The following is a 25,340-nucleotide window of genomic DNA, read 5'->3' as shown; positions in this document are numbered from 1 at the left end:
AGGAGGGTATAACAATGAGCGGAATTATAGCGACGTATTTAATCCATGATGATTCACATAACTTAGAAAAAAAGGCCGAGCAAATTGCACTCGGTTTAACAATTGGCTCTTGGACTCATTTGCCACACTTATTGCAAGAGCAACTAAAACAGCATAAAGGTAACGTCATCCATGTTGAGGAATTAGCTGAACAAGAACATACCAATTCGTATTTACGTAAAAAAGTAAAACGCGGGATTATTAAAATCGAATATCCGTTATTAAACTTCAGTCCAGACTTACCAGCAATTTTAACAACTACATTCGGAAAACTATCACTTGATGGCGAAGTGAAATTAATTGACTTAACTTTTTCAGACGAGTTAAAAAAACATTTTCCTGGTCCAAAGTTCGGCATAGATGGTATTCGAAACCTTTTACAAGTGCATGATCGTCCCCTTTTAATGAGTATTTTTAAAGGAATGATTGGACGAAATATTGGGTATTTAAAAACGCAATTACGCGATCAAGCAATTGGTGGTGTAGATATAGTAAAAGATGATGAAATATTATTTGAGAATACATTAACACCTCTTACGAAACGCATTGTATCTGGAAAAGAAGTTTTACGATCCGTATATGAAACATACGGACATAAAACGTTATATGCCGTAAATTTAACAGGACGAACTTTTGATTTAAAAGAAAATGCGAAACGCGCAGTGCAAGCTGGGGCTGATATTCTATTATTTAACGTATTTGCTTACGGACTAGATGTACTACAATCACTTGCAGAAGATGATGAAATCCCAGTCCCTATTATGGCACACCCTGCTGTAAGTGGTGCTTACTCAGCATCAAAGTTATATGGAATTTCATCTCCATTATTACTCGGAAAGCTATTACGTTATGCTGGCGCTGACTTTTCATTATTCCCATCTCCATACGGAAGTGTTGCGTTAGAAAAAGAGGAAGTTCTTGCTATCTCAAAACATTTAACTGAAGACGATGCATTTTTCAAGAAGAGTTTTTCTGTTCCGTCTGCTGGTATTCACCCTGGTTTCGTTCCCTTTATTCTACGAGATTTCGGTAAAGATGTTGTTATTAATGCTGGCGGAGGAATACACGGACATCCAAATGGAGCACAGGGCGGCGGTAAAGCTTTCCGTACTGCAATTGATGCTACTTTGCAAAATAAACCACTCCATGAAGTAAATGACATAAATTTGCATAGTGCACTACAAATATGGGGAAATCCTTCTCATGGGGTGAAATTATGAGTATTCAAGTATTTTGTGATTTCGATGGAACGATTACAAATAATGATAACATTATGTCCATTATGGAAAAATTCGCACCACCAGAAGCCGAAGAAGTAAAGAATAGAATTTTATCACAAGAGCTGTCTATTCAAGAAGGTGTTTCTCAATTATTTCAATTAATACCTACTAATCTGCACGATGATATGATTCAGTTTTTAATAGAAACTGCTGAAATCCGTAGTGGTTTTCATGAATTTATACAATTTGTAAATGAAAAGAATATTTCTTTTTACGTTATATCAGGTGGAATGGATTTCTTCGTCTATCCACTCTTACAAGGACTCATTCCAAAAGAGCGAATTTACTGTAATGAAACAGATTTTTCAAGTGAATACATTACCGTTAAGTGGCCTCATCCTTGTGATCATCATTGTCAAAATCATTGCGGATTATGTAAATCATCACTAATCCGTAAATTAAGTGATACGAATGACTTCCATATTGTGATTGGAGATTCAATTACTGATTTACAAGCTGCGAAACAAGCGGATAAAGTGTTCGCTCGTGATTTCCTTATTAAAAAGTGTGAAGAAAATCATATTTCTTATACACCTTTTGAAACATTTCACGATGTTCAAGCTGCATTAAAACATTTGTTGGAGGTGAAATTATGAAACAACTGTTTCGTCAATGGTATGACTTAAGCGAGATAAAAAAAGAATTAACAACACGAAATTGGTTTCCAGCAACGAGTGGTAATATTTCTATAAAGGTTAGTCATGAACCACTTACTTTTCTCATTACAGCAAGTGGTAAAGATAAAACAAAAACTACTCCAGATGATTTTCTATTAGTAGATTATCTAGGGGTTCCCGTATTAGAGACTGAATTACGTCCTTCAGCAGAAACAATCTTGCATACACATATTTATAACAATACGAATGCCGGGTGCGTACTTCATGTTCATACAACTGATAACAATGTCATCACAAATTTATATGGTGATGTAGTCACCCTTCAAAATCAAGAAATTATTAAAGCTCTCGATATTTGGGAAGAAGATGCAACAATTCACATTCCTATTATTGAAAACCATGCCCATATCCCAACGCTTGGAGAAAACTTCCGAAAGCATATACAAGGTGACTCGGGAGCAGTATTAATCCGTAACCATGGTATTACCGTATGGGGACGAGATAGCTTTGATGCAAAGAAAAGATTAGAGGCTTACGAGTTTTTATTCCAATTTCATATAAAACTATTATCAATTCAAGGAGGCGTTTCTAATGGCGCAAATTCGTATTCATGAAATAAATACTCGCATTGAAAATGAGGTGGAAGTATCTAAATTTCTACAAGAGGAAGGCGTTTTATATGAGAAATGGAACATCTCTAAGCTTCCTACTCATTTAAATGAAAATTATTCGTTAACAGATGAAAACAAGGCTGAAATATTAGCTGTGTTTTCAAAAGAAATCGCTGATGTTTCAGCGCGCCGAGGTTATAAAGCACATGATGTCATTTCACTTTCTGATAGCACACCTAACCTTGATGAATTGTTAATTAATTTCCAAAAAGAACACCATCATACTGATGATGAAGTTCGCTTTATTGTTAGTGGGCATGGCATCTTTGCTATTGAAGGAAAAGATGGGAAGTTCTTTGACGTTGAACTTGAGCCAGGCGATCTCATATCTGTTCCTGAAAATGCAAGACATTATTTTACCTTGCAAGATGATCGCCAAGTTGTAGCTATTCGTATTTTTGTTACAACTGAAGGCTGGGTTCCAATCTATTAAGGTAGTTAGTTGAATAAAAGGACTTGGACCCCCTTTTCCAACCTTTTATTCACTCTACATATATACATCCTCCTATGGAACAGGCTTATTTCAAAAATGAAATAAGCCTGATTTTTTATTTTTCTCAAACGTATGAATCCATCCGTTCAAAAACAATCTTCTCCTTCTAGTTTTCAAGTGTATTTCTTAATACTTTTTGAACATTTATTGAACTTTTTTTGAATTTTTTCTGAAAATTCTGTTTTGTATATGATATACTACAATTAACTAAAAAGTAAAAGAATATCGCAAACAGAGGGGGATAATCATGAGTTTACTTATCGCACTTATACTGGGGGTTACGTGTGGAGCACTTCCTGTTATTCTAGGAGCTATTATGGAAGAGTTAGAAGTTGGTGTTTTAGGTTTTGTCGCATCTTGTGTAAGCGCTTTATTTTTTGGTTTGTTCGGTGCTATTCCTGTTTCAATTCTGTGTGCATTTTATATAGTACGCCATGCTCGTACAAAACAATTTGGTCCTAATCACATCGCGCAAGTTATTCCATTCCCAATTGAACGGTGCCGCCGGGCTTCTAGCTTATAATTATAAAAATTAAATATACCTAAATAAATAAAAGCCCTCAAATGAGGACTTTTATTTATTTTCTTCTAGAAATTGAAACAATTCTTGTAAATGTAGGACATCTTCATTATAGCTAACAGATACGTGACATATACCGTCAATCTCTGCTTGCATATAAAGATCAACTCCATCACGATCATATTTCAATGCCAAATAAAATTCCATTTCTTCTAGCATCTTTTTTGAAGTTCGAATGACGTAATGCCCTTTCTCATCTCGTCCATATTCGAATTTCGGTTCAAAATCATATTTTTGTTTAAAAGCTTCTTTTTGTTTTTCACTAATTTGTATACAAGTTGCTCGTTGTACAGCATCAATCATCTCATCAAATTTTTGAAGATCCATCTCAATTACCCCCTTATGTACTTTTTGTATAACACTTGTGTTCCGCTATTCTCTTCCCCATCTTTCATTAACTCTTCATACAATTCCTTCGCCAAACTTAAACCTGGTACTGGTAATTGCAATTTTTCAGCCTCATCTAAAGCAATCTTCATATCTTTCATAAAATGCTTTACATAAAACCCTGGTTCAAAATCTCCCTTTAACATTCGAGGAGCTAAATTACTCAATGACCAGCTACCTGCTGCCCCCGTTGAAATACTCTCTAATACTTTATCTGGGTCTAGTCCAGCTTTTTTTGCATAAGCAACAGCTTCACATACTCCAATCATATTAGAAGCAATCGCAATTTGATTGCACATTTTTGTATGTTGTCCACTTCCAGCTGGTCCTTGCAACTGAATATTTGTTCCTAGTTTTTCAAATAACGGTAAACATTTTTCATATATTTCTTTCTCGCCACCCACCATAATTGCGAGTCTTGCTTCTTTCGCACCAACGTCTCCTCCAGATACAGGCGCATCTAACGTATATACATTCTTACTTTTACCTGTTTCATTAATACGTTTTGCCAATGTTGGTGTAGATGTCGTGAAGTCAATTGCTATCGTGCCTTCATTTGCATTCTCCAAAATTCCATCTATCCCAAAGTACACTTCTTCTACATCATGTGGATATCCAACCATAGTCATTACAACATCAACTTGCTTCACTAACTCTTTCGGTGTATCACACCAATTCGCACCATCTTGTACTAAAGAATCTGTCTTCGTTTTCGTTCTATTATATACATATACTTTATGACCGTCTTGCATTAAATGACGCACCATACTTTTTCCCATTACACCAATACCGATGAAACCTATTGATACATTTTTACGTTCCATTTTCTCATCCCCTTTGTTCTAATAAATCACTTACCGTCTTTCGGAACTCTTTATTAAACTCATCATCCATACTATTTTTCACATTTGAAAATAAAATAACAAAAGTTCCTTTTTCTTTATTAAAATTATTGAAAGTGTTCCAACCAGATAGTACACCATGATTATGAAAATAATCCGGATATATATAAAAACTAAATGCATATTCTCGTTCTGCTGAAGGTGAAAACATCGCTTGTATACTTTGTTCAGAAAGAAGTTTCCCATTTATAATCGCTTCGTCTAACTTCTTCATATCGCCAACTGTCGTATACATCTCACCGCATCCGTATAACCAATCCATTAACAATTTTTGTGCAGGTTCAAGTACATTCTCTTTCTTTACATATCCTTTAGTAAAATGCTGATCTCCCTGAGCCATATTTCCCATACCAGATTCATGCATTTCTGCTTTAGCAAATATATTTTCTTTTATGTAATCTCCTAAAGGTTTTTTTGATATACTTTCTATAATATAAGCAAGCACCATATAATTATAATCTGTATATCTCCAACCTGATCCTGGTGGAAATTCTAATTTTTGACTTCCAATCCAATTTACTAAATTTTTACGGGAAGCCGCATTCACTTTCCCTTTTCCACTTTCTGGTAAACCTGATGTGTGTGTTAACAAATGATATAAGGTGATATTTTTATCTACTGGAAAAGAGGGAATATATTTATTTACATTGTCTTGAATATTTAGCTTCCCTTGTTCCTGTAGCTGTAAAATAGATGTGGCCACGACTGTTTTCGTAATAGAACCGATACGATATTTTGTTTGAGGCGTGTTCTCTATCTTATTTTGAACGTCAGCATATCCATAGCCTTTATTCAATACAACATGCTCTTTATCTGTTACTAAAACTGTTCCATTAAATTGCTTTCCTATTAAATATTGATCTAATTTTTGAGATATACTAGCATAATCAATTTGTTGTTCTTCTTTTTCGTCTATATTCTCTTGTACTTCTGATTCAATAGTAGGATTCACTTTAGTTGTTAATAGAGTGCTTTCCTTTATATTGGGATTATAGAGAAAATAGTATACTCCACCACAAAATACAGCAGACAGCGAAGCCATCGTCATTATTTTTTTTATCATGTTGTTCCTCCATAATTCCTTCGTTCAAAATCCCCCCCACACTCTATTATCAAACAATAAAAAAAAATCGCAACAATTTGTTGCGAAAAATCACTTTTTTTCTTTTCTATATACACACACTTGATTTTTTCCATTTTTTTTTGCTTCATATAATGCAATATCCGCTCGTTGCATTAATTCTTCTCTTGTAATCCCTTGTTCATATAACGCGACTCCAAAACTCGCTGTTAATTTCGAAATTCCTGAGAATTGCTTTGTTTCAATGAAAAATCGTAATGATTCCGCAACCTGAAATGCTTCTTTTTCTACTGTATTCGTTACTAATATAATAAATTCTTCTCCTCCCCACCTTGCAAATACATGTTGCTGCTCCACTTTAGATTTCATAAGCTCTGCAAGCTGAATTAATGCTAAGTCACCAAAATCATGACCATACGTGTCATTTACTGTTTTAAAATTATCTATATCAAATAAAATAAGTGCTATTTTTTCATCGTTACGCATTGCATTATCCCATTCTGCCTCTAGTATTTGTTGGAACTTCAAACGATTATAAATCTCTGTTAATGAATCTATCATAGCAAGCCTTTCTTGTTCTCGATAGATTTCATCTAATTCTGTAATCTCTGTACACTTCACAATAAATCTTGATAAATCTTCTGGCAGTGGTGTCGCACGCAATAAAAAAGTTGACACTTCCCCTTCATAATTGGACATCTTAATTCTTCTATCATAGGATAATGTATCATCTAACCATGTTATATCATGAGTTGTTGAATAGTATCCAGTTTCTCTAATCAAATGTTCAGCAAATACTAAATGTTGCTCACGATAGGTAAACAAATTTTCATATCCGAAAAACTCTAAAAAATTTGTATTACAATCAACAATCTCATCGTCTTCTACTATAAATAATAGGTCATTTTGAAAATCAAACATCGTTTGAAGTAGTTCTTGTTGCAAACCTACTTGCCTCACTAAAGAAAGTTGATACAAACTCTTATTCACTTCCTCTAACACCATTTGTGGAGTCACAGGGGCTATCACAATATTACGTATTCCTAACGTAAGTACCTCTGCAAACTCGCTTGTTATCTGTTGATCCCAAATGACAATAAATGTACTTTGTGGATTATACATATTCTTTATATATTTTATTTGAGAAACATCTGTTACATACATAATTACAATATGTGGTTTAGTCCTCTGAAACAATACTTCTCCTTCTTCAAAACTATTTGCTATAAACATACATTTTGGATGGATATTTTCTATCGTTTGCTGATGTGTGCATCCATTTTCTATATAAAGGACATTTAACTGAAGATCTTGTAATACATCTTGGAAAACCGTATTCTCTAATAAAAAATGTAGTATGTTCATCACTAGTCTTCACTCACTTCATATATCTTGTTCTACTGAATTCCTCACAAACATTTTATAAAAAACTGTTCTCTAAAAACTTTAATGAGTGAGGGATACATATTAACAAGCTAATTGAGAATGTTATCTTCGCTTTTTCACTCTATAAATTCCTTTTTTAGTGTATGATTATAGGAATTGTATCGTTTGTACGAATGCCCTAGATTCCTCTTTAAAACTTGACAATTAAAATAAAGATATTATATTCTTAAATTCGACAACTTACAAAATGTAAGTAGAATATATTACATTTATTTTTTCATAATTTGATATGTAATTTGGAGGATAAATAATGACAAACGACAACTTTTTTAATGTGCTATATGAACGCACATCTACACGTGCATTCAACCCAGAGAAAGAAATTTCATCTACAGAGTTACACGAGATTTTAAAGGGCGCTGCTCAAGCACCTTCTGCTTGGAACTTACAGCACTGGAAATTCCTTGTATTCCAAGGTAAAGATGTACAAAAACGATTACATCCAATTGCTTATAACCAGCAACAAATTCTTGATGCTTCTGCTGTAGTCGCTATTTTAGGTGATTTAGAAGCTTATAAAAACGTTGAACCAGTTTATGGTCCAATTGTAGAACAAGGATTTATGAAAGAAGAAGCGAAAGAGCGCTTAGCTAAAAATATTGAGTCTGCATATGCTCGTGAGCAATTCCCAAGAGATGCAGCCTTTTCAAATGCATCATTAGCAGCAATGCAACTTATGCTTGCAGCTAAAGCAACTGGCTGGGATACTTGTGCTATTGGTGGTTTCAACCCACAAGCACTTACAGAAGAATTCAATGTTTCATCTCGCTACGTACCAATTATGCTTATTACAATTGGTGAATCAACTTTAAAAGGCCATCCTGCACCACGAATGAGCGTAGAACAAGTGAGTGAATGGGCAAAATAATAAAGTGAAACTTTAATCAGTAGGGATTCTTCATCCCCCACTGATTATTAGCTCACACCGATCGGGTTTTTACGGAATAAAAAGAAACGAAGGTAATTTCATTACCTTCGTTTCTTTTTATTCTGTCACACATCCGTAATATTACAATGTATTATTCGGCATCTATATATAAAGAAACAGTAAATTCCATGCTATTTCCACACACAAAAATGGCGTTTCGTGTCGAATTTTGTTAAAGTATAGAAATATAACCGTGTGTTTTTGTTACAATTATGATACAATGATAACAAATAGATAACAAAAGAGGGATTTTCATTGAGTTCATACGGAAGCTTTATTGCACTTTTATGTTACATAGTAACTGTACTGCTTCTATATTTTATTGGCGATGCTGCAAACATTTCAGTATTACAATTTCCAAAAGAAGAAGCATTCCAATTAGAATCAGAAAAACATACTGCACGATCCATCGTACCACTACTCTTAGCTCTTCCTGTATATATCATCGTTTTATATAAAAGCAAAAAAGTGTAAAGGCTACCTAGTTCATTCATTTCGGTGGTCTTTACATTTTTTTGTGATATTTCCCCTATTTTAAACATCATTCCGTACTAAACACCCAGCTAGTCTTTTAAAATGAGAAAATCCCCCAGAAAAAATTCCACTCTCTGTCCAGTCACTCATTACCAAACTTACATAGATTATAAGTGTGAAGGGGGTGATGAGGATTATGTTTGGATCATTTGGATGCTGTGATAACTTTAGAGACTGTCATCATCGTGAAAGAGAGTGTGACCATCGCGACCATCGCGAGAAAGAGAGAGAAGAAGTTAAACAACAACGACCTGCTGTATGTAACGTACTTGCTAGCATTTCAGTTGGAACAGAGCTTTCTCTTTTAAGCATTAGAGGCAACGGAACATTCCGCAACGTAATTTTTGAAGGATTTGCTAACGGAGTTGCTCTTTTCTCTGCTTTAGCTAATAACAACAAAGATAACAATAAAGACGATAAGAACAATCAAAATCAAAATACTTTTACTGGCATTTTACGTGTATGCCCAACTGATATCGTTGCTATCGCTATCTAATTCCGTTCCTTATCCTCTATAGTAAGAAAATAAGATTTACTTTTCTCATAGAAAAAACCTGAGACCGATTTCAAATCGACTCAGGTTTTTTTATTGATTATATGCTTTTAACTAGTTCAACAACTTCTTCAGCAGTTGACATCATTAATGCTTTTTCTGCTAATGTTTCCATTTCTGCTTTTGACAACTTGCTTAGCTGTGTTCTTGCAGGAAGAATAGATGTTGCACTCATACTGAACTCATCTAAACCTAATCCTAATAATAATGGGATAGCAAGTGAATCTCCCGCCATCTCACCACACATACCAGCCCATTTGCCTTCTTTATGAGCCGCATCGATAACCATTTTTACAAGACGTAAAATAGATGGGTTATATGGTTGGTATAAGTAAGCTACTTGTTCGTTCATACGGTCTGCAGCCATTGTGTATTGGATTAAGTCATTTGTTCCGATAGAGAAGAAATCAACTTCTTTTGCGAATTGATCTGCTAATACTGCTGAAGCTGGGATTTCAACCATCATACCCACTTCAATAGAATCAGAAACAGTTGTACCCGCTTCTACAAGTTTCGCTTTCTCTTCTAATAAGATTGCTTTCGCTTGACGGAACTCATCAAGAGTTGCAATCATTGGGAACATAATTTTTAAGTTACCGTATACGCTAGCACGAAGTAATGCACGAAGTTGTGTACGGAACACATCTTGCTCATCAAGACATAAGCGAATTGCACGGTATCCTAAGAATGGGTTCATTTCTTTTGGTAAATGTAAGTATGGAAGCTCTTTATCTCCACCGATGTCAAGTGTACGAACAACAACAGGTTGACCTTCTTTTACACCTTCAAGAACTGCTTTATACGCTTCGAACTGCTCTTCTTCTGTTGGAAGATTGTCACGGCCCATGTATAAGAATTCTGTACGGTATAAACCAACGCCTTCTCCGCCATTATCGATAATACCTTGTACATCATTTGGTGTTCCGATATTTGCAACAAGCTCAACGTGATGTCCATCACTTGTTACAGTAGCTTGGTCTTTTAATTTTGCCCATTCAGTTTTTTGCTCTTCAAATTTCGCTTTCTTTTCTTCAAAAGAACGAAGAGTTTCTTCTGATGGATTTACAATTACTTCTCCATCTAAACCGTCGATGATTACGATATCGCCGTTTTGGATTTTCTCCATAACAACTTTCGTACCAACAACTGCAGGAATTTCCATAGAACGAGCCATAATTGCAGAGTGAGATGTACGTCCACCGATATCAGTTGTAAAACCTTTTGCATACTTACGGTTTAACTGAGCTGTATCAGATGGTGTTAAATCTTCAGCAATGATGATTACTTCTTCAGAAATTGTACCAGGGTTTGAGAAGTTAATTCCTAGTAAATGTGCAAGAACGCGTTTTGTTACGTCACGAATGTCCGCAGCACGTTCTTTCATATATTCGTTATCCATGTTTTCAAACATAGAAATAAACATTGATGCAACTTCATCCATTGCAAATTCAGCATTTACTTTTTCACTATTTACTTTATCTTTTACTGGGTTTACTAGTTCTGGATCATTTAACACTAATAAATGTGCTTCAAAGATCGCAGCTTTATCAGCACCCAGCTCAGCAAAAGCATGGTCCTTAATTGCTTCTAATTCAGTTTTTGCTTTCTCAAGCGCAGCGTCTAAGCGTGCAATTTCAGCAGCTTCGTTTGTAATTGATTTCTTTTCGATGTTAAATTCAGGATTCTCAAGTCTGAAAGCCTTTGCAATAGCAATCCCACTTGATGCAGCGATCCCTTGAATGTTAAGAGTCATTATTCTCCTAATCCTTCGTTTTTCATAGTTTCTTCGATAGCTGCTAGTGCTTGAGCTGCATCATCACCATTTGCAGTGATTTTAATTTCTGCGTTTTGTTGAATGCCTAAAGACATAACGCCCATGATTGATTTTAAGTTAACGTTCTTTCCGTTATACTCTAAGTTAATGTCAGAACCAAATTTGCTTGCAGTGTTTACAAGTAGAGTTGCTGGACGAGCATGAATTCCTGAGTCACTAGTTACTTTAAAGATTTTTTCCATGATAATTTATCTCCTTTAAATTACAGTATTTTTTAGTTGTATAGACGTGAGTACTACATCATCTATTGTATATAATAGGCGATGTTCGGTCAACCACATCGCCTATTATAATTATAAACATTTTGCGTCAAATTCCTACTGAATGTCAATAATAGCGTTTTCGCCCTTCTTAACATTTCCATCTTTTTTCAATTCGACTTGTTGCCCTTGTTGTAAATTCGTAAATACGATTGGTGTAATGATAGATGGTGCATTTTCTTTTACAAATGCAAGATCTACTTTTAATAATGGTTGTCCTTGTTTCACTTTGTCGCCTTGTGCTACAAGTGCTTCAAAACCTTCACCATTTAATTTTACAGTATCAATACCGAAGTGGATTAAAATTTCTTTTCCGCCTTCAGATTGAATGCCAATCGCATGCTTTGTAGGGAATACGTTAACGATCTCACCATTAACTGGAGAAACTACTGTTCCTTCTGTTGGCTCGATTGCAAATCCGTCTCCCATCATTTTTCCTGAGAATACTTGATCAGGTACTTCTGTAATCGATAAGATTTTTCCTTCAATTGGTGAAACGATTGTTTCGTTTTCATCAACCTTTTGAGGAGCTTCTTCTACTTTTACAGGCTCTTCTTTTTCAACATGAGGTGTACGACCTGACATAATATCATGAATTTGTGATTTTAATGTGTCAGATTTCGGTCCAAAAATAGCTTGAATGTTATTTCCAACTTCAAGTACACCAGCTGCTCCAAGCTCTTTTAAACGATCTTTGTTTACATTCTTTTGTTCGTTAACTTGCACACGTAAACGAGTAATACAAGCGTCTAAAGAAGCAATGTTTTCTTTACCACCAAGTGCCACTAATACTTCACGAGGAAGTTCACCAGCTTCTGCTTTTCCTGCACCGTCATTCGCATTTGCTACTTCACGACCAGGTGTTTTTAAATCCCATTTACGAATTGCAAAGCGGAATCCGAAGTAGTAAATAACTGCTAGTACAAGACCAACAATAATTACCCACCACCATGCTGTACGGCCTGGTAGTACACCGAATAACATAAAGTCAATTAAACCACCAGAGAATGTCATACCAATTTTAACACCTAAAATTTGCATTGTCATAAATGATAGACCAGCGAATACTGCGTGAATTCCGAATAGTACTGGTGCTACGAATAAGAATGAAAATTCAAGTGGCTCTGTAATACCTGTTAAGAAAGATGTTAATGCAGCAGAGCCTAAAATACCAGCTGCTAATTTTTTATTTTCTGGACGTGCTTCATGGTACATTGCTAAAGCTGCTGCTGGAAGACCGAACATCATGAACGGATACTTACCAGTTGTAAATGTACCTGCTGTTAATTCTACACCGTCTTTTAACTGTGCCATAAAGATTTTTTGGTCACCACGGATTAATTCGCCAGCTGCATTTGTGTACTGACCGAATTCGAACCAGAATGGTGAATAGAAAATGTGATGTAATCCAAATGGAATTAATGAACGTTCAATTAAACCGAATATGAATGCTGCTAATGTTCTATTTGCATCAATCATTTGATGTGAGAACGTATTTAAGCCACCTTGAATGTATGGCCAAACGAAACACATGATAATACCTACTACTAAAGAGAATGTTGCAGTTGCGATCGGTACGAAACGCTTACCTGCGAAGAAACCTAAGTATGATGGTAATTCAATGTTGAAGTATTTATTGTAGCAATATGCCGCTACTATACCGACGATAATACCACCAAACACTCCCGTTTGTAGCGTTGGAATTCCTAATACATTTGCATATGCTGGATCTGAAAATCCAATTTTTACTGGATCTGCTCCAGAACTCGTTACTTTCACTAGCTTATCTACTTCTAAGAACACACTCATCGTTTTGTTCATAATTAAGTAGCCGACGAATGCCGCTAAACCAGCTACTCCGTCTCCACCAGCTAAACCAATTGCTACCCCAACTGCGAATAATAATGCAAGGTTAGCGAAAATAATATCACCAGATTGTTCCATAATTTTTGCTACCATTACGAACCAATCTGCTTTTAATGCAGGAATAACATTTGTTAACTGTGGATTTTGAAATGCGTTACCAAATCCAAGTAAAATACCTGCTGCCGGTAAAATCGCTACTGGAAGCATTAACGCTTTTCCGACTTTTTGAAGAACACCAAAGATCTTCTTAAACATGGAAACCCTTCCTCTCTTATCTATATTGATACCTTCCGACAAACGCCAAAAAGACATGAGGAAAAAAAGATAGAACGATAGCTATACAAAAGGTAGTATATCCCTTTCTCTAGCTTACATTCCTTACTTTTCTCCACTCATGCCTGATCGAATCAGTAACACGTGTCAAAAATAGGTTTACGTATAAGTTCACTATAATTAAGGCAAACGTTTTCGTTACTTACCTTAATGTGTTTGTCGAAATTTGTATAACTTTGCAATAGTTATTATACATAACTATTGTAAGCGATTCAATGATTTTTTTTAACGTTTTCATTTTAGACAAAAATATATGTCTTTTTACACATGCTCTGCTTTCACTAAGCGTTGCAGGTGCATCGTTAAATATATACTCTCTGCTTCATACACAGGAAGTTGCAATTCTTTTTGCATGACCTTAACTAGCTTCCAAGCTAAATTATAACAGACAGGATATTCCGCCTTTAATAACTCAGCAAAACTTTGTGATTCCTCTACTTTCTCTCCTTTTTTCACCCGTTCAATCGCATATTGCAAATGACGAATAAGGCGTAAATAGTGGATACTTTCTTGGTCTAATGTAATTTGTAAGTTTGTCTCAATTAAAGATACAAGCTGTGCAATGAGACGGGAGTTTTGATTAACTGAAGATAAATCTGAATTTGTAAGCGAACTGTAAATATGGAGTGCAATAAAACCAATTTCTCCTTCTGGCAATGTAATTTGCAAACGAGAATTTAAAAGGTCTACAACACCTTCAGCAATTTCATATTCTTCTGGATAGAGCATTTTCGTTTCAACTAAAAAAGGATTATCAATTGTAAGTCCTTGTTTTAATCGCTTAATTGCAAAAGAAATATGATCTGTTAGAGCGATATGAATATGTTCATTCAATGGTGATTTTGCTTTTTCTTGAATATAGAACATAATATCATTCATTAATTCAATTAATTTTTCACTCACATGTGGCACTAACAGTTTGTATTGTTCACGATCACGTTCATTTTTTAAAACGAACATTTTTTCAATTTGTTCTTGCTCCAATACATCTTTCGCTTTTTTCCCAAATCCAATTCCTTTACCAATCACTACTACTTCCTCGTGTTCAGGATGGCTAGCAATGATGACATTATTATTTAAAACTTTTTTAATTTCTAGATAATTACTCATATAACACCACCCTCGTACTTAAATAGCCTGCTTTTATGTTACAGAACATTCTTCTTTGTCGTCAATGTAAAACATCTACCATTTCATAAAAATTCATTTTTTAGACATGTTTATATATGATGCGTATAATGTAAGGGCAACTGTACATAGAAAGGAGACCGCAATATGATTAAAATGTTTGTGAGTGATATCGATGGTACAATGATGCATCACGGAGGTGTTGTCGATGAACAAGATGTTCTCGCTCTACGCAGCCTAGCTGAACAAAATGTAATTCTTTGTTTCGCTTCCGGAAGACTTGATAATGAAATTGCAGATTTAATGAAAGCAGTTAATACAAATTTCCACCGCATTAGTGTGAATGGTGTATTTGTATATACAAACGATAATAAACAACTACTATCTGCTACATTTGACTCTAGTATTTTACCTGATTTATTGGCAATGACAAATGAAGAGCCTTATTTCCGTTATGTTAGTGATGAGCATAATTATTACATTGAAGAGAAAACACCGTTTATTCATGAGCTTGAACAACAAGTAACTATGACTTCTGTTGAAGAACCGCATCTATTACAAAAAATTGATGATACAATTTTCCCAAATAAAATCTCTGTCGGTGGAACGAAGGAAAGCTTACAACTCCTTCAGAAAAAAATTGATGAAAAATTCCACGGAAAAGTTAGTACCTTTATTTCAGCAGAACAATGTTTAGATGTAATGCCACCTAATATTAGTAAAGGTTCTGCTATTTCTGTTTTATTAAAAGAGTTTCAAATACAACCAGAGGAAGTTGCTTGCATAGGGGATTCTTATAATGATATTCCTATGTTTTCTTTAACTCCTCATAGTTTTGCTATGTCTCAAGCAGATGACGCAGTAAAAGAACACGCTCACTATGTAGTAAATACGGTTAAGGATGCTGTTAATCACGTAATTGCTCATAATAAAAATACGACTCACTCCTTGTAAGGATGAGTCGTATTTTTTCTTTACATGTTAAACAATTTGACATTAACTGTACTTCACAAACTGAAATATATTATTTGTTACGTGCGATGTTTGTAATAAACTTATAACGATCCCCACGATAAATACATTTCACATACTCTAACGGTACTTCACCTTCTGAATATGACCATTGACGCATTACAAGTACTGGCGCCTTTTTAGGAATATGCAGATGTTCCGCTTCACTATCCGTTGCAATTGAAGCTTCAATTGATTGAGTAGCGCTAACAAGTTTAAAGCCCAGTTTTTTCTCTAAATGTTCATATAAAGATTGTTGCAATATTTCTTCGTTAATATCTTTTACAAGAGCTGGCGACAAATATGTCGTCTCAAAAGCAATCGGTTCATCATCAGCTAAGCGAATACGCCTCACCTCATAAACCGACTCTCCCTCCTGTATTCTTAACCGGTCTGCTATTTTCGCAGTAGCTGGAACTAGGCGGAAACTAAGTAATTGACTACTTGGGTTCATCCCACGAGAAATCATATCTTCTGTGAATCCCGTCATTCCTTGCAATTTTTGTTCCACTTTCGGAAGTTGGACAAACGTACCGATTCCACGTTTCCGATATAAATAGCCTTGTTCCACTAAATTATTAATCGCCTGTCTGATTGTCATACGACTCACTTCGAACTTATCGCAAAGTTCATTCTCAGATGGGATTTTATCTCCCGGCTTCCATTCGCCGTCCTCAATTAGCTGTTTCACCCACTCTTGAATCTGATAATAGATCGGAAATGGTGAATACTTGTCGATGTTCATCAGCAATCGCCTCACTGCATAAAGATAGAGCTTCTTGATCAGCGATTACGGTTACATTCGGATGACGTTGTAAAACTGTAGCAGGACACGCTTCACTATATTCACCTTGCAATAATTCTTTCACAGCTTCTGCCTTTTTAGAACCCATAGCAACAAGTAGAATTTGTTTCGCTTTCATAATGCTTCCGATTCCCATTGTAATCGCATGAGTTGGCACATCTTCTTCTTTTTCGAAGAAGCGAAGGTTTGCTTGGCGTGTAGATTCTGTTAATTCAACAATGTTTGTTGGAGAATTAAACAGTGTTCCTGGCTCGTTAAATCCGATGTGACCGTTTTCACCGATTCCAAGAATCTGTAGGTCAACTGGGTTAGCAGCTAGAATGCCCTCATAACGTTTGCACTCTTCTTCTAAATCACTTGCCATCCCGTTTGGTACATAAGTTTGTTTAAATGGAAGATGATCAAACAACTGTTCTTGCATGAAATAGTGATAGCTGTTTTTATCTTCATGTGGTAAATTTACGTACTCATCTAAGTTTACAGTGGTTACACGGCTTGTATCAAGTTTATTTTTTCGCATTTCTGCATAAATACCTAATGGAGAGCTTCCTGTAGCCATTCCTAATGTTGGATTTTCTTTTGTTTTTACGACTTCTTCAATTAATTTATAACCTGCTTCTGCTAATTCTTCTGGAGTTTTTACAACAAGAATATTCATTTAATTACTTCCCTTCCTTCATATGAATTCCTAAACGAACCGTATCATATACATGTAAATCTTCATTCATCACAACAAAGTCTGCATCTTTTCCTACCGCTAATGCACCTTTATTATTTAATCCAAACTCTTCTGCTTGGTTAACTGATGTCATCAGTACTGCATCTTCGATTGAACAACCTGTAAATTCAATTACATTTCGGAAAGCTTGATCCATTTTTAAAATACTACCAGCTAACGTTCCATCTTCTAATCGAGCACTACCATCTTTTACATGTACTGGCTGTCCGCCAAGCTCATATAATCCATCTTCAAGACCCTTTGCACGCATTGCGTCAGTAATAACACTTACTTTTTTCGGTCCTTTTAATTTATATGCTAATTTCACCATATCAGGGTGAATGTGAATACCATCTGTAATTACTTCAACCATTACATCTGGATTTAATAACACATGACCAACAACTCCTGGTTCACGGTGATGTAATCCACGCATTTGATTGTATAAATGCGTTGCATGTGTAATGTTTCTATTTTTTAGTTGCGCATCAATTGCATCTGTATGCCCCATTGTGCCAACAACACCAGTTTCAGCAAGATACTGCTCAAACTCTAATGCACCTTCTTCTTCAGGTGCATATGTTACTAATTTAATTAGATTTCCGCTTGCTTCCTGCCATTGTTTAAATTGTTCAATATTCGCAGGAACAATATGTTCAAGTGGTTGTGCACCTGCACGTTTTTTTGAAACATACGGTCCTTCTAAGTGAATATATTCGAAATGTGCTCCTTTTTCTTTCGCTTCCTTCGCAGCATGTAGTGCTGCTTCGATTGCTTCTGGAGCTTGTGTCATTGTTGTTGGGAAGTAAGTTGTAACTCCTTCTTTTAACATTTCTTTACCTAGAGTTACTAACCCATCGCTATTTGCATCCATCGCATCAATATCGTATCCACCATGAATATGAACATCAATCATACCTGGAATCACAATCTTCCCTGCCGCATCTAAAACTGCTTCATTTTCTTGTGATACATATTGAGCCATCAAACCAATTTCTTTAATTGTTTCTGCGTAACGAATAAATCCGTTTTCCACTACTTCTTGACCTGTATAAATTTTGGCATTGATGACAACTTGCGTTTTCATTTTCATCGATCCTTTCCCATGAAATACCTACTTGTTATTATTACCTTATTCGCCTAATTCCATCTTAATATATGCACGAGTAGTTGTCTATACATTCGAATGAAATTTCCTCTTTGTTTAATAAAAAGGAAACTTAGTACATCTCTCGCAATTATAATATATGTTATTCACTTTTCCAAAAAGGGAGAATATCCCCTATCCTATTCCTCATTTAAGTAAAGGCATTAATCCACTAGAGCCTATTGTAATATGCTCGCCGTCTGTTTCCATTTCTACTGTACGTTTATTGGTTCCATATATCATTATACCATGTCGTTTTAATCGTCTCACTACACTTTGGTGCGGATGTCCATACGGATTTCTGCTCCCATATGAAAGAATCGCGAACTGTGGTTCTACCTTCTTTATAAACGTTTCACTCGTTGAAGTATATGAGCCATGATGTCCCACCTTTAACACATCTGCATGTACATCAAATTGCTTTAATATTTCAGTTTCCGTCCGCACATCAGCATCACCCATTAGTAAAAAATCCGCTTTTCCGTATCGTACCTTTAACACAATTGAAGATTCATTATTTTCATCTTTTGATTTCCCATTGTTTAATACTTGTATGGAAACATGCGGATCTAGCGGTATGTATTGTCCTTCTTTTACTGAAACGAAAGGAATTCCTCTTTTTTTAATATGATTCCGATACGTATGATAAGTAAAAGAACTATATGTTTTTCCACTATCTAATATAAGTGATACCGGCATTTGCTCTACAATCGGAATGAGTCCTCCTATGTGATCCATATCAGGATGGGTACTGACGATAGCATCTAAATGATTAATCCCTTTTTCGATTAGTTTTTGAATGATAACCTCTCCCGCTTCGTAAGGTCCCCCATCAATTAACATCGTTTGTCCATTTGGTAATGTAATAAGTGTTGCATCACCTTGTCCAACTTTTAAAAAACTCACTTTCATTTTACCAAAATGTTGCCGCTGCATATGTAAAGGAGACGTGGTATGAATAGACATCATATATCTTTTTGCCGATGAACTATTTAAAGAAAAGCATAACAAAACAGAAACTACTAATAAAATACTTCGCATACCTTTCATAACTCGTCTCCTTTTTTCAATTAGTATGGCACGGTATATAATTGATATACAAAAAAAAGCTTAGCAAAATGCTAAGCTTTTACTTCGATATCTCTTGTAAAGAACCGAAGAATAAATCTGCTTCATTCATTTGTTCGTTTTCTTCAGAAAGCGGAGGTAAATCATCTAATGTTTTCAGTCCAAACGTGTCTAAAAATTCTTTCGTTGTTCCATATAAAATAGGACGCCCAGGACCTTCTGCTCTTCCCATTTCTTTTATAAGTAAGTGTGAAACTAACGTTTGTAACGCCTTATCGGTTTTTACCCCTCTAATCTCTTCCATCTCAGTTCTTGTGATTGGTTGACGATATGCAACAATCGCTAACGTTTCTAAAGCAGCCTGAGAAAGTGAAGCAGCTGTTGGGATATCTATTAATTTTTGATAGTACGAAGCATGTTCTTTCTTTGTAGCAAAACGATATACTTTTGCATACTGTACAATTTGCAAACCGCGGTGTGCACCTTCACATTCTTTTTGCATTTCTTCTAAAATATCGATTACTTCATTTCCTTCAATTTCAAGCACTTTCGCTATTTGTTCTGGATAAATCCCTTCATCACCAGAAACAAATAAAAGCCCTTCAATGATTGATTTCTGTTCTTTTCTATCCATTTTACGAGCTCCTTCCTCCAATTTTCTCCATAAAAATACACATCAAAAAACCGAATCACAATCAATGCGTTCGGTTCAATATTTTTTCTCTTGTTCCAAACGATACATTCAAACCTAGCATGAGATATATTATTTCCATCCCATTTTCCATACTAAATCTATGCAGATTTAGTAGAGCTTGATACGAAAATTTCATCAAAATTATGTTCTTGTTCAATTATGATTTGTTGATTTTTCATAAGCTCAAGAACCGCTAAAAATGTTACAACCATTATTTCCCGTTCATCATCAACAAACAAATCATAAAAACTTTGACGACCACCTTGTATTTCTAACTGTTTTAAAATATCAATCATGCGCTTTTCAATTGGTATTTCTTGACGAGTAATACGTGTTGTTACAGGTTTCTTTGCTTTTTTACGGCGCATTAATTTTTGAAATGCCGCTAGCATATCATATAACGTAACATCAAGAGGCAAGTTTGTCTCCTCTTCTTGTTGTAACGATGTAAAATCAATTGGCGGACGTGTATATAGCTGTGCTCTTTCTTGTTCTCTTTCTTTTAGCTCAGTAGCAACTTGCTTATATTTCTTATATTCAATTAACCTCTCCATCAATTCTTGACGAGGATCATCTATAAAGTCATCACCGTTATCAAGTACATCTTCTTCATGTTTCGGCAACAACATTTTACTTTTAATTTGTAATAACGTTGCAGCCATTACTAAATACTCACTTGCAACATCTAATTGTAGTTCTTTCATCGTATGAACATAAGATAAATATTGCTCTGTAATTTCCGCTACAGGAATATTATATATGTCAATTTCATAACGATGTATTAAATGTAACAATAAATCTAAAGGCCCTTCAAAAGCCTCTACTTTAAAATTATACTGCACAAAGCATCCCACCACATTTTTTCTATAACAACATAAGTATAGAGCATACTCATGTTCTATCCAACCTTTTTAAGAAATTTAATTAAAAATAGACCTATGCCTATATCATCATGCCCACCGCTTCATATGATAACAGTGTAGTAAGAACAATGTAGGAGGTCAAAAAACTATGGGTCACGTTGATTGTGGTTTTAGCGGTGGGTTCGCATTACTTGTTGTATTGTTTATTTTACTAATTATTGTAGGGGCAGCTTGCTTCTGCTAATATGAACAATAACGACTAGGGAAAATTCCCTAGTCGTTTATTGTTCATATTTCTGTGATACACTTGTATTTATAACCGTTAAACAGGGGTGAAGAAAATGTATCCTACCGAATACATACAATTTTTAATTCATTTTCACGGAGATTATGATTATTTTGAATGCCACGAAATACTAGAAGAATATTGGAAAACAAAACCAAGAGGAGATCGTGATAATTACTTAGTCGGTCTTATTCAAATTGCAGTTTCTTTATACCATCAAAGACGCTCTAACTGGAATGGCGCAGAGAAGATGATGAAAAGCGCCATAACGATTTTAGAAAAAAACAGTGGCCCTTTACTACGTTTAGGAATTAATCAGACACAACTTCTATTCTTACTCAAGGATAGATTGCAATCTATACAGAAAGAAGAAGGTTTTACACCGCTATTTTTACCATTATCGGATACAGCATTAGAAAAGCGCTGCTTGGAATTATGTCAGAAACAAAACCTCCCTTGGAAAGATGTGAATGCTACTTCTAATGAATTTATAATACATAAGCACACATTACGTGATCGAACAGAAGTTATTGCTGAACGAAATGAACAATTACAAAAAAGAAAGCAGAGATAATAAACTACTTATCTCTGCTTTTAAGAATGTATATTTTGTTCTAGCCCTTTACACTTTTTGCAAAAACTTGCTGTTTGCTCATTTCCGCAAATTGTAAACTCAAGAAATTTACTCTTTAACTCTTGAACCATCTTCGTCCCAATACCCATATGACGGTGAGATGGGTTCACACTCAAATGCTGAATTTCCAAAACTTGATTCTCTTTTTTTACAATCCCCATTATTCCAACAAAATCTTCGTTTTGTTTCCACAAATACAATTGCCAATCATCCTTTGCTTCATAATCCTTCATAGTCAATTGTAATGTTTTCACATCTTTTTCAGTTGGCATAAATGAAAGAAGCCCCATTGCAATCTTTTCATAACTTTTTTTAAAACGAATTAACATAACCCTTATCCCTTCTTACAAAAGTTACAAACTATTAATCCCCTCAACCACTCTTTTCATATCACATTCATTTTACAATATTTTCAACAGAGTGAGAAGGGCTTAAAACAACTTGATAATCATACAAAGCGAAAAGAAGAAAGTCAAATATATGTTTCAGTACTATTTTTTCTAAGTAGATAACACAAGAAACGCTGTTATATGAAAGTTAAAAGAAACATCCACTGCTCATTATCACTTTAATATTCAGCACTTTAGAGCAAATGAATTCTAGCAAAATTAATTTAATAAAAATATTTATTGAAACATGTAATCTAATGTATTCTATGTAATTTGTTAAAATTTTGTTCTTATAAGCGACATATTTTCACTACAATAACAGTACTACTTGTATCATGTACTGTAAACGAAATACCCATTCCTATTAAAAAACAAAAAAAGAGAGCAATAGCTCTCTTTTCCCATTAACTTATTCTTCCCAAACTTTAACTTCTTTCATTACATCGCCTTGACGCATGTTTAATACTGTTTCAATACCGCTTGTTGCTTTACCGAATACAGTATGTACACCATCTAAATGCGGTTGTGGCTCATGAACAACAAAGAATTGGCTACCGCCTGTGTTACGGCCAGCATGAGCCATAGAAAGTGATCCTACAAGGTGTCTATGAGGATTTCCATCAGTTTCACATGGGATAGAGTAACCTGGGCCACCTGCACCTGTTCCTGTTGGATCTCCACCTTGGCTTACGAAGCCAGGAATAACGCGGTGGAATGTCACACCATCATAAAATCCTTGCTCTGCTAGTTTTTTAAAGTTTTCTACTGTTTTTGGTGCCTCTTCTGGGAAAAATTCTAAATCGATTTTTTCACCATTTTCCATTAATATGTATCCTAAAGTTTTCATACGTATATGTCTCCTTTCAACTATCTCAGCACTATATTACCACATTCATGACTAGAAACAAAAAGAATCCGACAATCTACATACTTCTTTTTTGAAATGTGGAAAAAGCTAGGTGACAAATAAGAAATATATACTATAATAACTGTGTTGCCCGAAAATTTTAGAAAGAGAAAGGGAGCGATTTTTCGTGAAAACGAAATTACTAGCTCTGCTATTAGCTGTAACGGTATTTATGATGCCGACAGCTTCGTTTGCAGACATCATCGAAGGAGAATCAATTGTTACACTAGGAGAAAACTTGTCTGAACAACAAAAACAAGATCTGTTAAAAGAAATGAAAGCACCAAAAGATGCTACAATCATTACTGTGTCTAATGCGGAAGAACATAAATTTCTAGAAGGGATTGTTCCAAAAGCGCAAATTGGGACGAGAGCAATTTCCTCTTCTATGATTACATACACAAAGCCAGGGTCTGGTCTCATTGTACGTTCAAAAAACATTAATTCGATAACAGATGCAATGTACACAAACGCACTTATTACAGCAGGTGTGAAAGATGCAGAAATTCAAATTACTGCACCATTTAAAGTTTCAGGAACTGCTGCTTTAACCGGTTTAATGAAAGCCTATGAAACAACATCGAACAAAGCAATTCCTGAGGAAGTAAAAAAAGTAGCCAATGAAGAAATGGTGCAAACAGCTCAGCTCGGCGATAAAATTGGTGAAGAAAAAGCAGTTCAACTTGTTGCAAAAATTAAAGAAGAAATTGCCAAAGAACAACCAAAAACGACTGAAGATTTACGTTCATTAATTAAAAAAATTGCGGATCAACTTGGTATTACATTAACGGATGAACAGTTAGATAACTTAGTTGCGCTATTTGATAAAATGAAAAATCTTAATATCGATTGGAATCAAGTTGGCAGTCAGTTAAATAAAGCAAAAGAACACGTTTCTGCCTTTTTAGGATCTGAAGAAGGGCAAGGTTTCCTAGATAAAGTGAAAGATTTCTTCTCAAGTATCATTGATTTTGTTAAATCATTATTCAAGTAAAAAAAGAAGCTCGTCGCTGACGAGCTTCTTTTTTTATACGAGTAACGGCAATTTCATAATAGCTTCTTCTACCGACCGAACAACATGATTTGCCTTCTCCTTCACGTATGGATGAGCATGATGTAGAGTAAATGAATGCGGGGTTACTTCAAACATAGAAATATCATTGAAAGAATCTCCAATACACGCAACTTCATTTGCTTCAATTTGCAAATGTTCCATTAGTTGCCTTAAAGCACTCCCTTTACTTACTCCCCTTGGCATAATGTCAACATAACGTTTACCAGACATAAAAACTTCCGCTTCGCTCTGAAATGTATCTCGTAACTCTTGATCTAATGCTGCAATTGTCTCTTCTTCCCCAAAAACAAACAATTTCGCAGGATGTACAGTCTTACCAAATTCCTCTTCCAATGCTTCTATCTCAGCAATATGCACACCCATATACGTTTCAAAAGTATGATGATGTTCATTCTTTCTTTTTGTATACCGTTGCTCATTTGCACAAACAATATCTGCTAGTCCCTTTTTATGGATATATCGATATATTTCCTGGGCAATCCCATCTTCAAAACTTGATTGATGAAATATTTTTCCATCCGGCAGTAACATCGTCGCTCCATTTAAACTAGTTGTGTAATACGGGAATGCAAACCTATTTACAACTTCATCAATTCGATGAGTAAAGCGGCCAGAGGCAAAACAAATATTTGTCCCTTTTTCAGCTAACCAACAAAGTGCACGTTCATCTTCTTTTTGCATATGATTCACATTGTAAACGAGCGTGTCATCTAAATCACTTACAAATAATTTAATCATGTCCTCTTCCCCTTCCATACACAATATCTACTCTAAGTGTACACAAAAAATGTTTGATTTTTGTTAAAAAACA

The 25,340-nt window shown here is 35.1% G+C and carries 29 protein-coding genes; 12 read left to right on the top strand and 17 right to left on the bottom strand.

Annotated features, from left to right (window positions below):
- The first annotated feature begins 14 nt into the window (after positions 1-14).
- The 5 genes from mtnW (at position 15) to QCI44_RS07410 (ending at position 3,623) form a co-directional block, all read left to right on the top strand.
- Positions 15-1,259, top strand: a complete 1,245-nt coding sequence (mtnW, locus tag QCI44_RS07430) for a 2,3-diketo-5-methylthiopentyl-1-phosphate enolase (RefSeq protein WP_116363316.1) — start codon at positions 15-17, stop codon at positions 1,257-1,259.
- A complete protein-coding gene (gene mtnX / locus QCI44_RS07425) occupies positions 1,256-1,915 on the top strand; it encodes a 2-hydroxy-3-keto-5-methylthiopentenyl-1-phosphate phosphatase (RefSeq protein WP_016086462.1) in 660 nt (219 codons plus the stop codon). Before mtnW ends, mtnX begins: the two co-directional genes overlap by 4 nt.
- Positions 1,912-2,550 (top strand): methylthioribulose 1-phosphate dehydratase, encoded by a 639-nt coding sequence (locus QCI44_RS07420; protein WP_016086461.1) that lies wholly within the window; start codon positions 1,912-1,914, stop codon positions 2,548-2,550. The genes mtnX and QCI44_RS07420 overlap by 4 nt, the downstream gene beginning before the upstream one ends.
- Positions 2,528-3,040, top strand: coding sequence for a 1,2-dihydroxy-3-keto-5-methylthiopentene dioxygenase (locus tag QCI44_RS07415; protein WP_016086460.1), 513 nt, complete (start codon positions 2,528-2,530; stop codon positions 3,038-3,040). Before QCI44_RS07420 ends, QCI44_RS07415 begins: the two co-directional genes overlap by 23 nt.
- 307 nt (positions 3,041-3,347) lie before the next feature.
- Positions 3,348-3,623 carry a hypothetical protein gene (locus QCI44_RS07410; protein ID WP_016086459.1) on the top strand — a complete coding sequence of 92 codons (276 nt, stop codon included), beginning with the start codon at positions 3,348-3,350 and terminating at the stop codon, positions 3,621-3,623.
- A gap of 51 nt (positions 3,624-3,674) precedes the next feature.
- Here the strand turns inward: QCI44_RS07410 and QCI44_RS07405 are convergent, their stop codons facing one another.
- The 4 genes from QCI44_RS07405 to QCI44_RS07390 form a co-directional block, all read right to left on the bottom strand.
- Entirely contained in the window at positions 3,675-4,007 is a 333-nt protein-coding gene (locus tag QCI44_RS07405) for a DUF3909 family protein (RefSeq protein WP_016086458.1), read from the bottom strand.
- A 5-nt stretch (positions 4,008-4,012) separates the two neighbouring features.
- Positions 4,013-4,891, bottom strand: coding sequence for an NAD(P)-dependent oxidoreductase (locus QCI44_RS07400; protein WP_016086457.1), 879 nt, complete (start codon positions 4,889-4,891; stop codon positions 4,013-4,015).
- A gap of 4 nt (positions 4,892-4,895) precedes the next feature.
- Positions 4,896-6,032 carry a serine hydrolase domain-containing protein gene (locus QCI44_RS07395; protein ID WP_116363317.1) on the bottom strand — a complete coding sequence of 379 codons (1,137 nt, stop codon included), beginning with the start codon at positions 6,030-6,032 and terminating at the stop codon, positions 4,896-4,898.
- Positions 6,033-6,122: 90 nt separating this feature from the next.
- Entirely contained in the window at positions 6,123-7,415 is a 1,293-nt protein-coding gene (locus QCI44_RS07390; protein WP_016086455.1) for a GGDEF domain-containing protein, read from the bottom strand.
- A 331-nt stretch (positions 7,416-7,746) separates the two neighbouring features.
- Here QCI44_RS07390 and QCI44_RS07385 point away from each other — a divergent pair, with 331 nt between their 5' ends.
- The 3 genes from QCI44_RS07385 to QCI44_RS07375 all read left to right on the top strand — a co-directional run bounded on the left by QCI44_RS07385 (position 7,747) and on the right by QCI44_RS07375 (position 9,454).
- The gene (locus QCI44_RS07385; RefSeq protein WP_353811062.1) at positions 7,747-8,364 is read left to right on the top strand and encodes a nitroreductase family protein; all 618 of its coding nucleotides are present in this window, start codon (positions 7,747-7,749) and stop codon (positions 8,362-8,364) included.
- 315 nt (positions 8,365-8,679) lie between these two features.
- Positions 8,680-8,898 carry a hypothetical protein gene (locus tag QCI44_RS07380; protein WP_000100487.1) on the top strand — a complete coding sequence of 73 codons (219 nt, stop codon included), beginning with the start codon at positions 8,680-8,682 and terminating at the stop codon, positions 8,896-8,898.
- A 196-nt stretch (positions 8,899-9,094) separates the two neighbouring features.
- Positions 9,095-9,454 (top strand): DUF3915 domain-containing protein, encoded by a 360-nt coding sequence (locus QCI44_RS07375; RefSeq protein ID WP_000468028.1) that lies wholly within the window; start codon positions 9,095-9,097, stop codon positions 9,452-9,454.
- 97 nt (positions 9,455-9,551) lie between these two features.
- Here QCI44_RS07375 and ptsP read toward each other — a convergent pair whose 3' ends face one another.
- The 4 genes from ptsP to glcT all read right to left on the bottom strand — a co-directional run bounded on the left by ptsP (position 9,552) and on the right by glcT (position 14,914).
- Positions 9,552-11,264, bottom strand: a complete 1,713-nt coding sequence (gene ptsP, locus QCI44_RS07370) for a phosphoenolpyruvate--protein phosphotransferase (protein WP_000174214.1) — start codon at positions 11,262-11,264, stop codon at positions 9,552-9,554.
- On the bottom strand, positions 11,264-11,527 hold the full coding sequence (ptsH, locus tag QCI44_RS07365; protein WP_000411080.1) for a phosphocarrier protein HPr: 264 nt from the start codon (positions 11,525-11,527) through the stop codon (positions 11,264-11,266). Before ptsH ends, ptsP begins: the two co-directional genes overlap by 1 nt.
- 135 nt (positions 11,528-11,662) lie before the next feature.
- On the bottom strand, positions 11,663-13,726 hold the full coding sequence (gene ptsG, locus QCI44_RS07360; RefSeq protein ID WP_016086452.1) for a PTS glucose transporter subunit IIABC: 2,064 nt from the start codon (positions 13,724-13,726) through the stop codon (positions 11,663-11,665).
- A gap of 339 nt (positions 13,727-14,065) precedes the next feature.
- The gene (gene glcT, locus QCI44_RS07355; RefSeq protein ID WP_000073864.1) at positions 14,066-14,914 is read right to left on the bottom strand and encodes a glucose PTS transporter transcription antiterminator GlcT; all 849 of its coding nucleotides are present in this window, start codon (positions 14,912-14,914) and stop codon (positions 14,066-14,068) included.
- A gap of 165 nt (positions 14,915-15,079) precedes the next feature.
- Between glcT and QCI44_RS07350 the strand changes: the two genes are divergently transcribed.
- A complete protein-coding gene (locus tag QCI44_RS07350; protein ID WP_016135294.1) occupies positions 15,080-15,886 on the top strand; it encodes a Cof-type HAD-IIB family hydrolase in 807 nt (268 codons plus the stop codon).
- A 70-nt stretch (positions 15,887-15,956) separates the two neighbouring features.
- Here QCI44_RS07350 and phnF read toward each other — a convergent pair whose 3' ends face one another.
- The 6 genes from phnF to scpA form a co-directional block, all read right to left on the bottom strand.
- Entirely contained in the window at positions 15,957-16,688 is a 732-nt protein-coding gene (gene phnF / locus QCI44_RS07345) for a phosphonate metabolism transcriptional regulator PhnF (RefSeq protein ID WP_080117875.1), read from the bottom strand.
- Positions 16,618-17,406 (bottom strand): glucosamine-6-phosphate deaminase, encoded by a 789-nt coding sequence (gene nagB, locus QCI44_RS07340; RefSeq protein WP_001024205.1) that lies wholly within the window; start codon positions 17,404-17,406, stop codon positions 16,618-16,620. The genes phnF and nagB overlap by 71 nt, the downstream gene beginning before the upstream one ends.
- A 4-nt stretch (positions 17,407-17,410) precedes the next feature.
- Complete coding sequence (gene nagA / locus QCI44_RS07335) at positions 17,411-18,553, bottom strand: N-acetylglucosamine-6-phosphate deacetylase (RefSeq protein WP_016086448.1); 1,143 nt, start codon at positions 18,551-18,553, stop codon at positions 17,411-17,413.
- Positions 18,554-18,760: 207 nt separating this feature from the next.
- Positions 18,761-19,663 carry a ComEC/Rec2 family competence protein gene (locus QCI44_RS07330; protein WP_016086447.1) on the bottom strand — a complete coding sequence of 301 codons (903 nt, stop codon included), beginning with the start codon at positions 19,661-19,663 and terminating at the stop codon, positions 18,761-18,763.
- 79 nt (positions 19,664-19,742) lie between these two features.
- Positions 19,743-20,315, bottom strand: coding sequence for a segregation/condensation protein ScpB (gene scpB, locus QCI44_RS07325; protein ID WP_016086446.1), 573 nt, complete (start codon positions 20,313-20,315; stop codon positions 19,743-19,745).
- Between the two features lie 158 nt (positions 20,316-20,473).
- Positions 20,474-21,217, bottom strand: coding sequence for a segregation/condensation protein A (scpA, locus tag QCI44_RS07320; RefSeq protein ID WP_001199757.1), 744 nt, complete (start codon positions 21,215-21,217; stop codon positions 20,474-20,476).
- Between the two features lie 169 nt (positions 21,218-21,386).
- Between scpA and QCI44_RS07315 the strand changes: the two genes are divergently transcribed.
- Both QCI44_RS07315 and QCI44_RS07310 read left to right on the top strand, forming a co-directional pair.
- On the top strand, positions 21,387-21,482 hold the full coding sequence (locus tag QCI44_RS07315) for a YjcZ family sporulation protein (RefSeq protein WP_000510194.1): 96 nt from the start codon (positions 21,387-21,389) through the stop codon (positions 21,480-21,482).
- A 97-nt stretch (positions 21,483-21,579) separates the two neighbouring features.
- Positions 21,580-22,098: a DUF309 domain-containing protein gene (locus tag QCI44_RS07310; RefSeq protein ID WP_016135295.1), complete on the top strand. Its 519-nt coding sequence runs from the start codon at positions 21,580-21,582 to the stop codon at positions 22,096-22,098.
- A gap of 20 nt (positions 22,099-22,118) precedes the next feature.
- Here the strand turns inward: QCI44_RS07310 and ribT are convergent, their stop codons facing one another.
- Together ribT and QCI44_RS07300 are read right to left on the bottom strand one after the other, a co-directional pair.
- On the bottom strand, positions 22,119-22,487 hold the full coding sequence (gene ribT, locus QCI44_RS07305) for a GNAT family N-acetyltransferase RibT (RefSeq protein ID WP_000908397.1): 369 nt from the start codon (positions 22,485-22,487) through the stop codon (positions 22,119-22,121).
- A 469-nt stretch (positions 22,488-22,956) separates the two neighbouring features.
- Positions 22,957-23,394 carry a peptidylprolyl isomerase gene (locus tag QCI44_RS07300; RefSeq protein ID WP_000853785.1) on the bottom strand — a complete coding sequence of 146 codons (438 nt, stop codon included), beginning with the start codon at positions 23,392-23,394 and terminating at the stop codon, positions 22,957-22,959.
- A 187-nt stretch (positions 23,395-23,581) separates the two neighbouring features.
- Here QCI44_RS07300 and QCI44_RS07295 point away from each other — a divergent pair, with 187 nt between their 5' ends.
- Positions 23,582-24,448 (top strand): DUF1002 domain-containing protein, encoded by an 867-nt coding sequence (locus QCI44_RS07295; RefSeq protein ID WP_000850509.1) that lies wholly within the window; start codon positions 23,582-23,584, stop codon positions 24,446-24,448.
- A 33-nt stretch (positions 24,449-24,481) separates the two neighbouring features.
- Here the strand turns inward: QCI44_RS07295 and QCI44_RS07290 are convergent, their stop codons facing one another.
- Positions 24,482-25,285, bottom strand: a complete 804-nt coding sequence (locus tag QCI44_RS07290; protein ID WP_016086443.1) for a Cof-type HAD-IIB family hydrolase — start codon at positions 25,283-25,285, stop codon at positions 24,482-24,484.
- Positions 25,286-25,340: the final 55 nt, after the last annotated feature.

This window comes from Bacillus cereus group sp. RP37, from assembly GCF_040459695.1.
Lineage (GTDB): Bacteria > Bacillota > Bacilli > Bacillales > Bacillaceae_G > Bacillus_A.
This window is presented reverse-complemented; position numbering and strand designations above follow the sequence as displayed.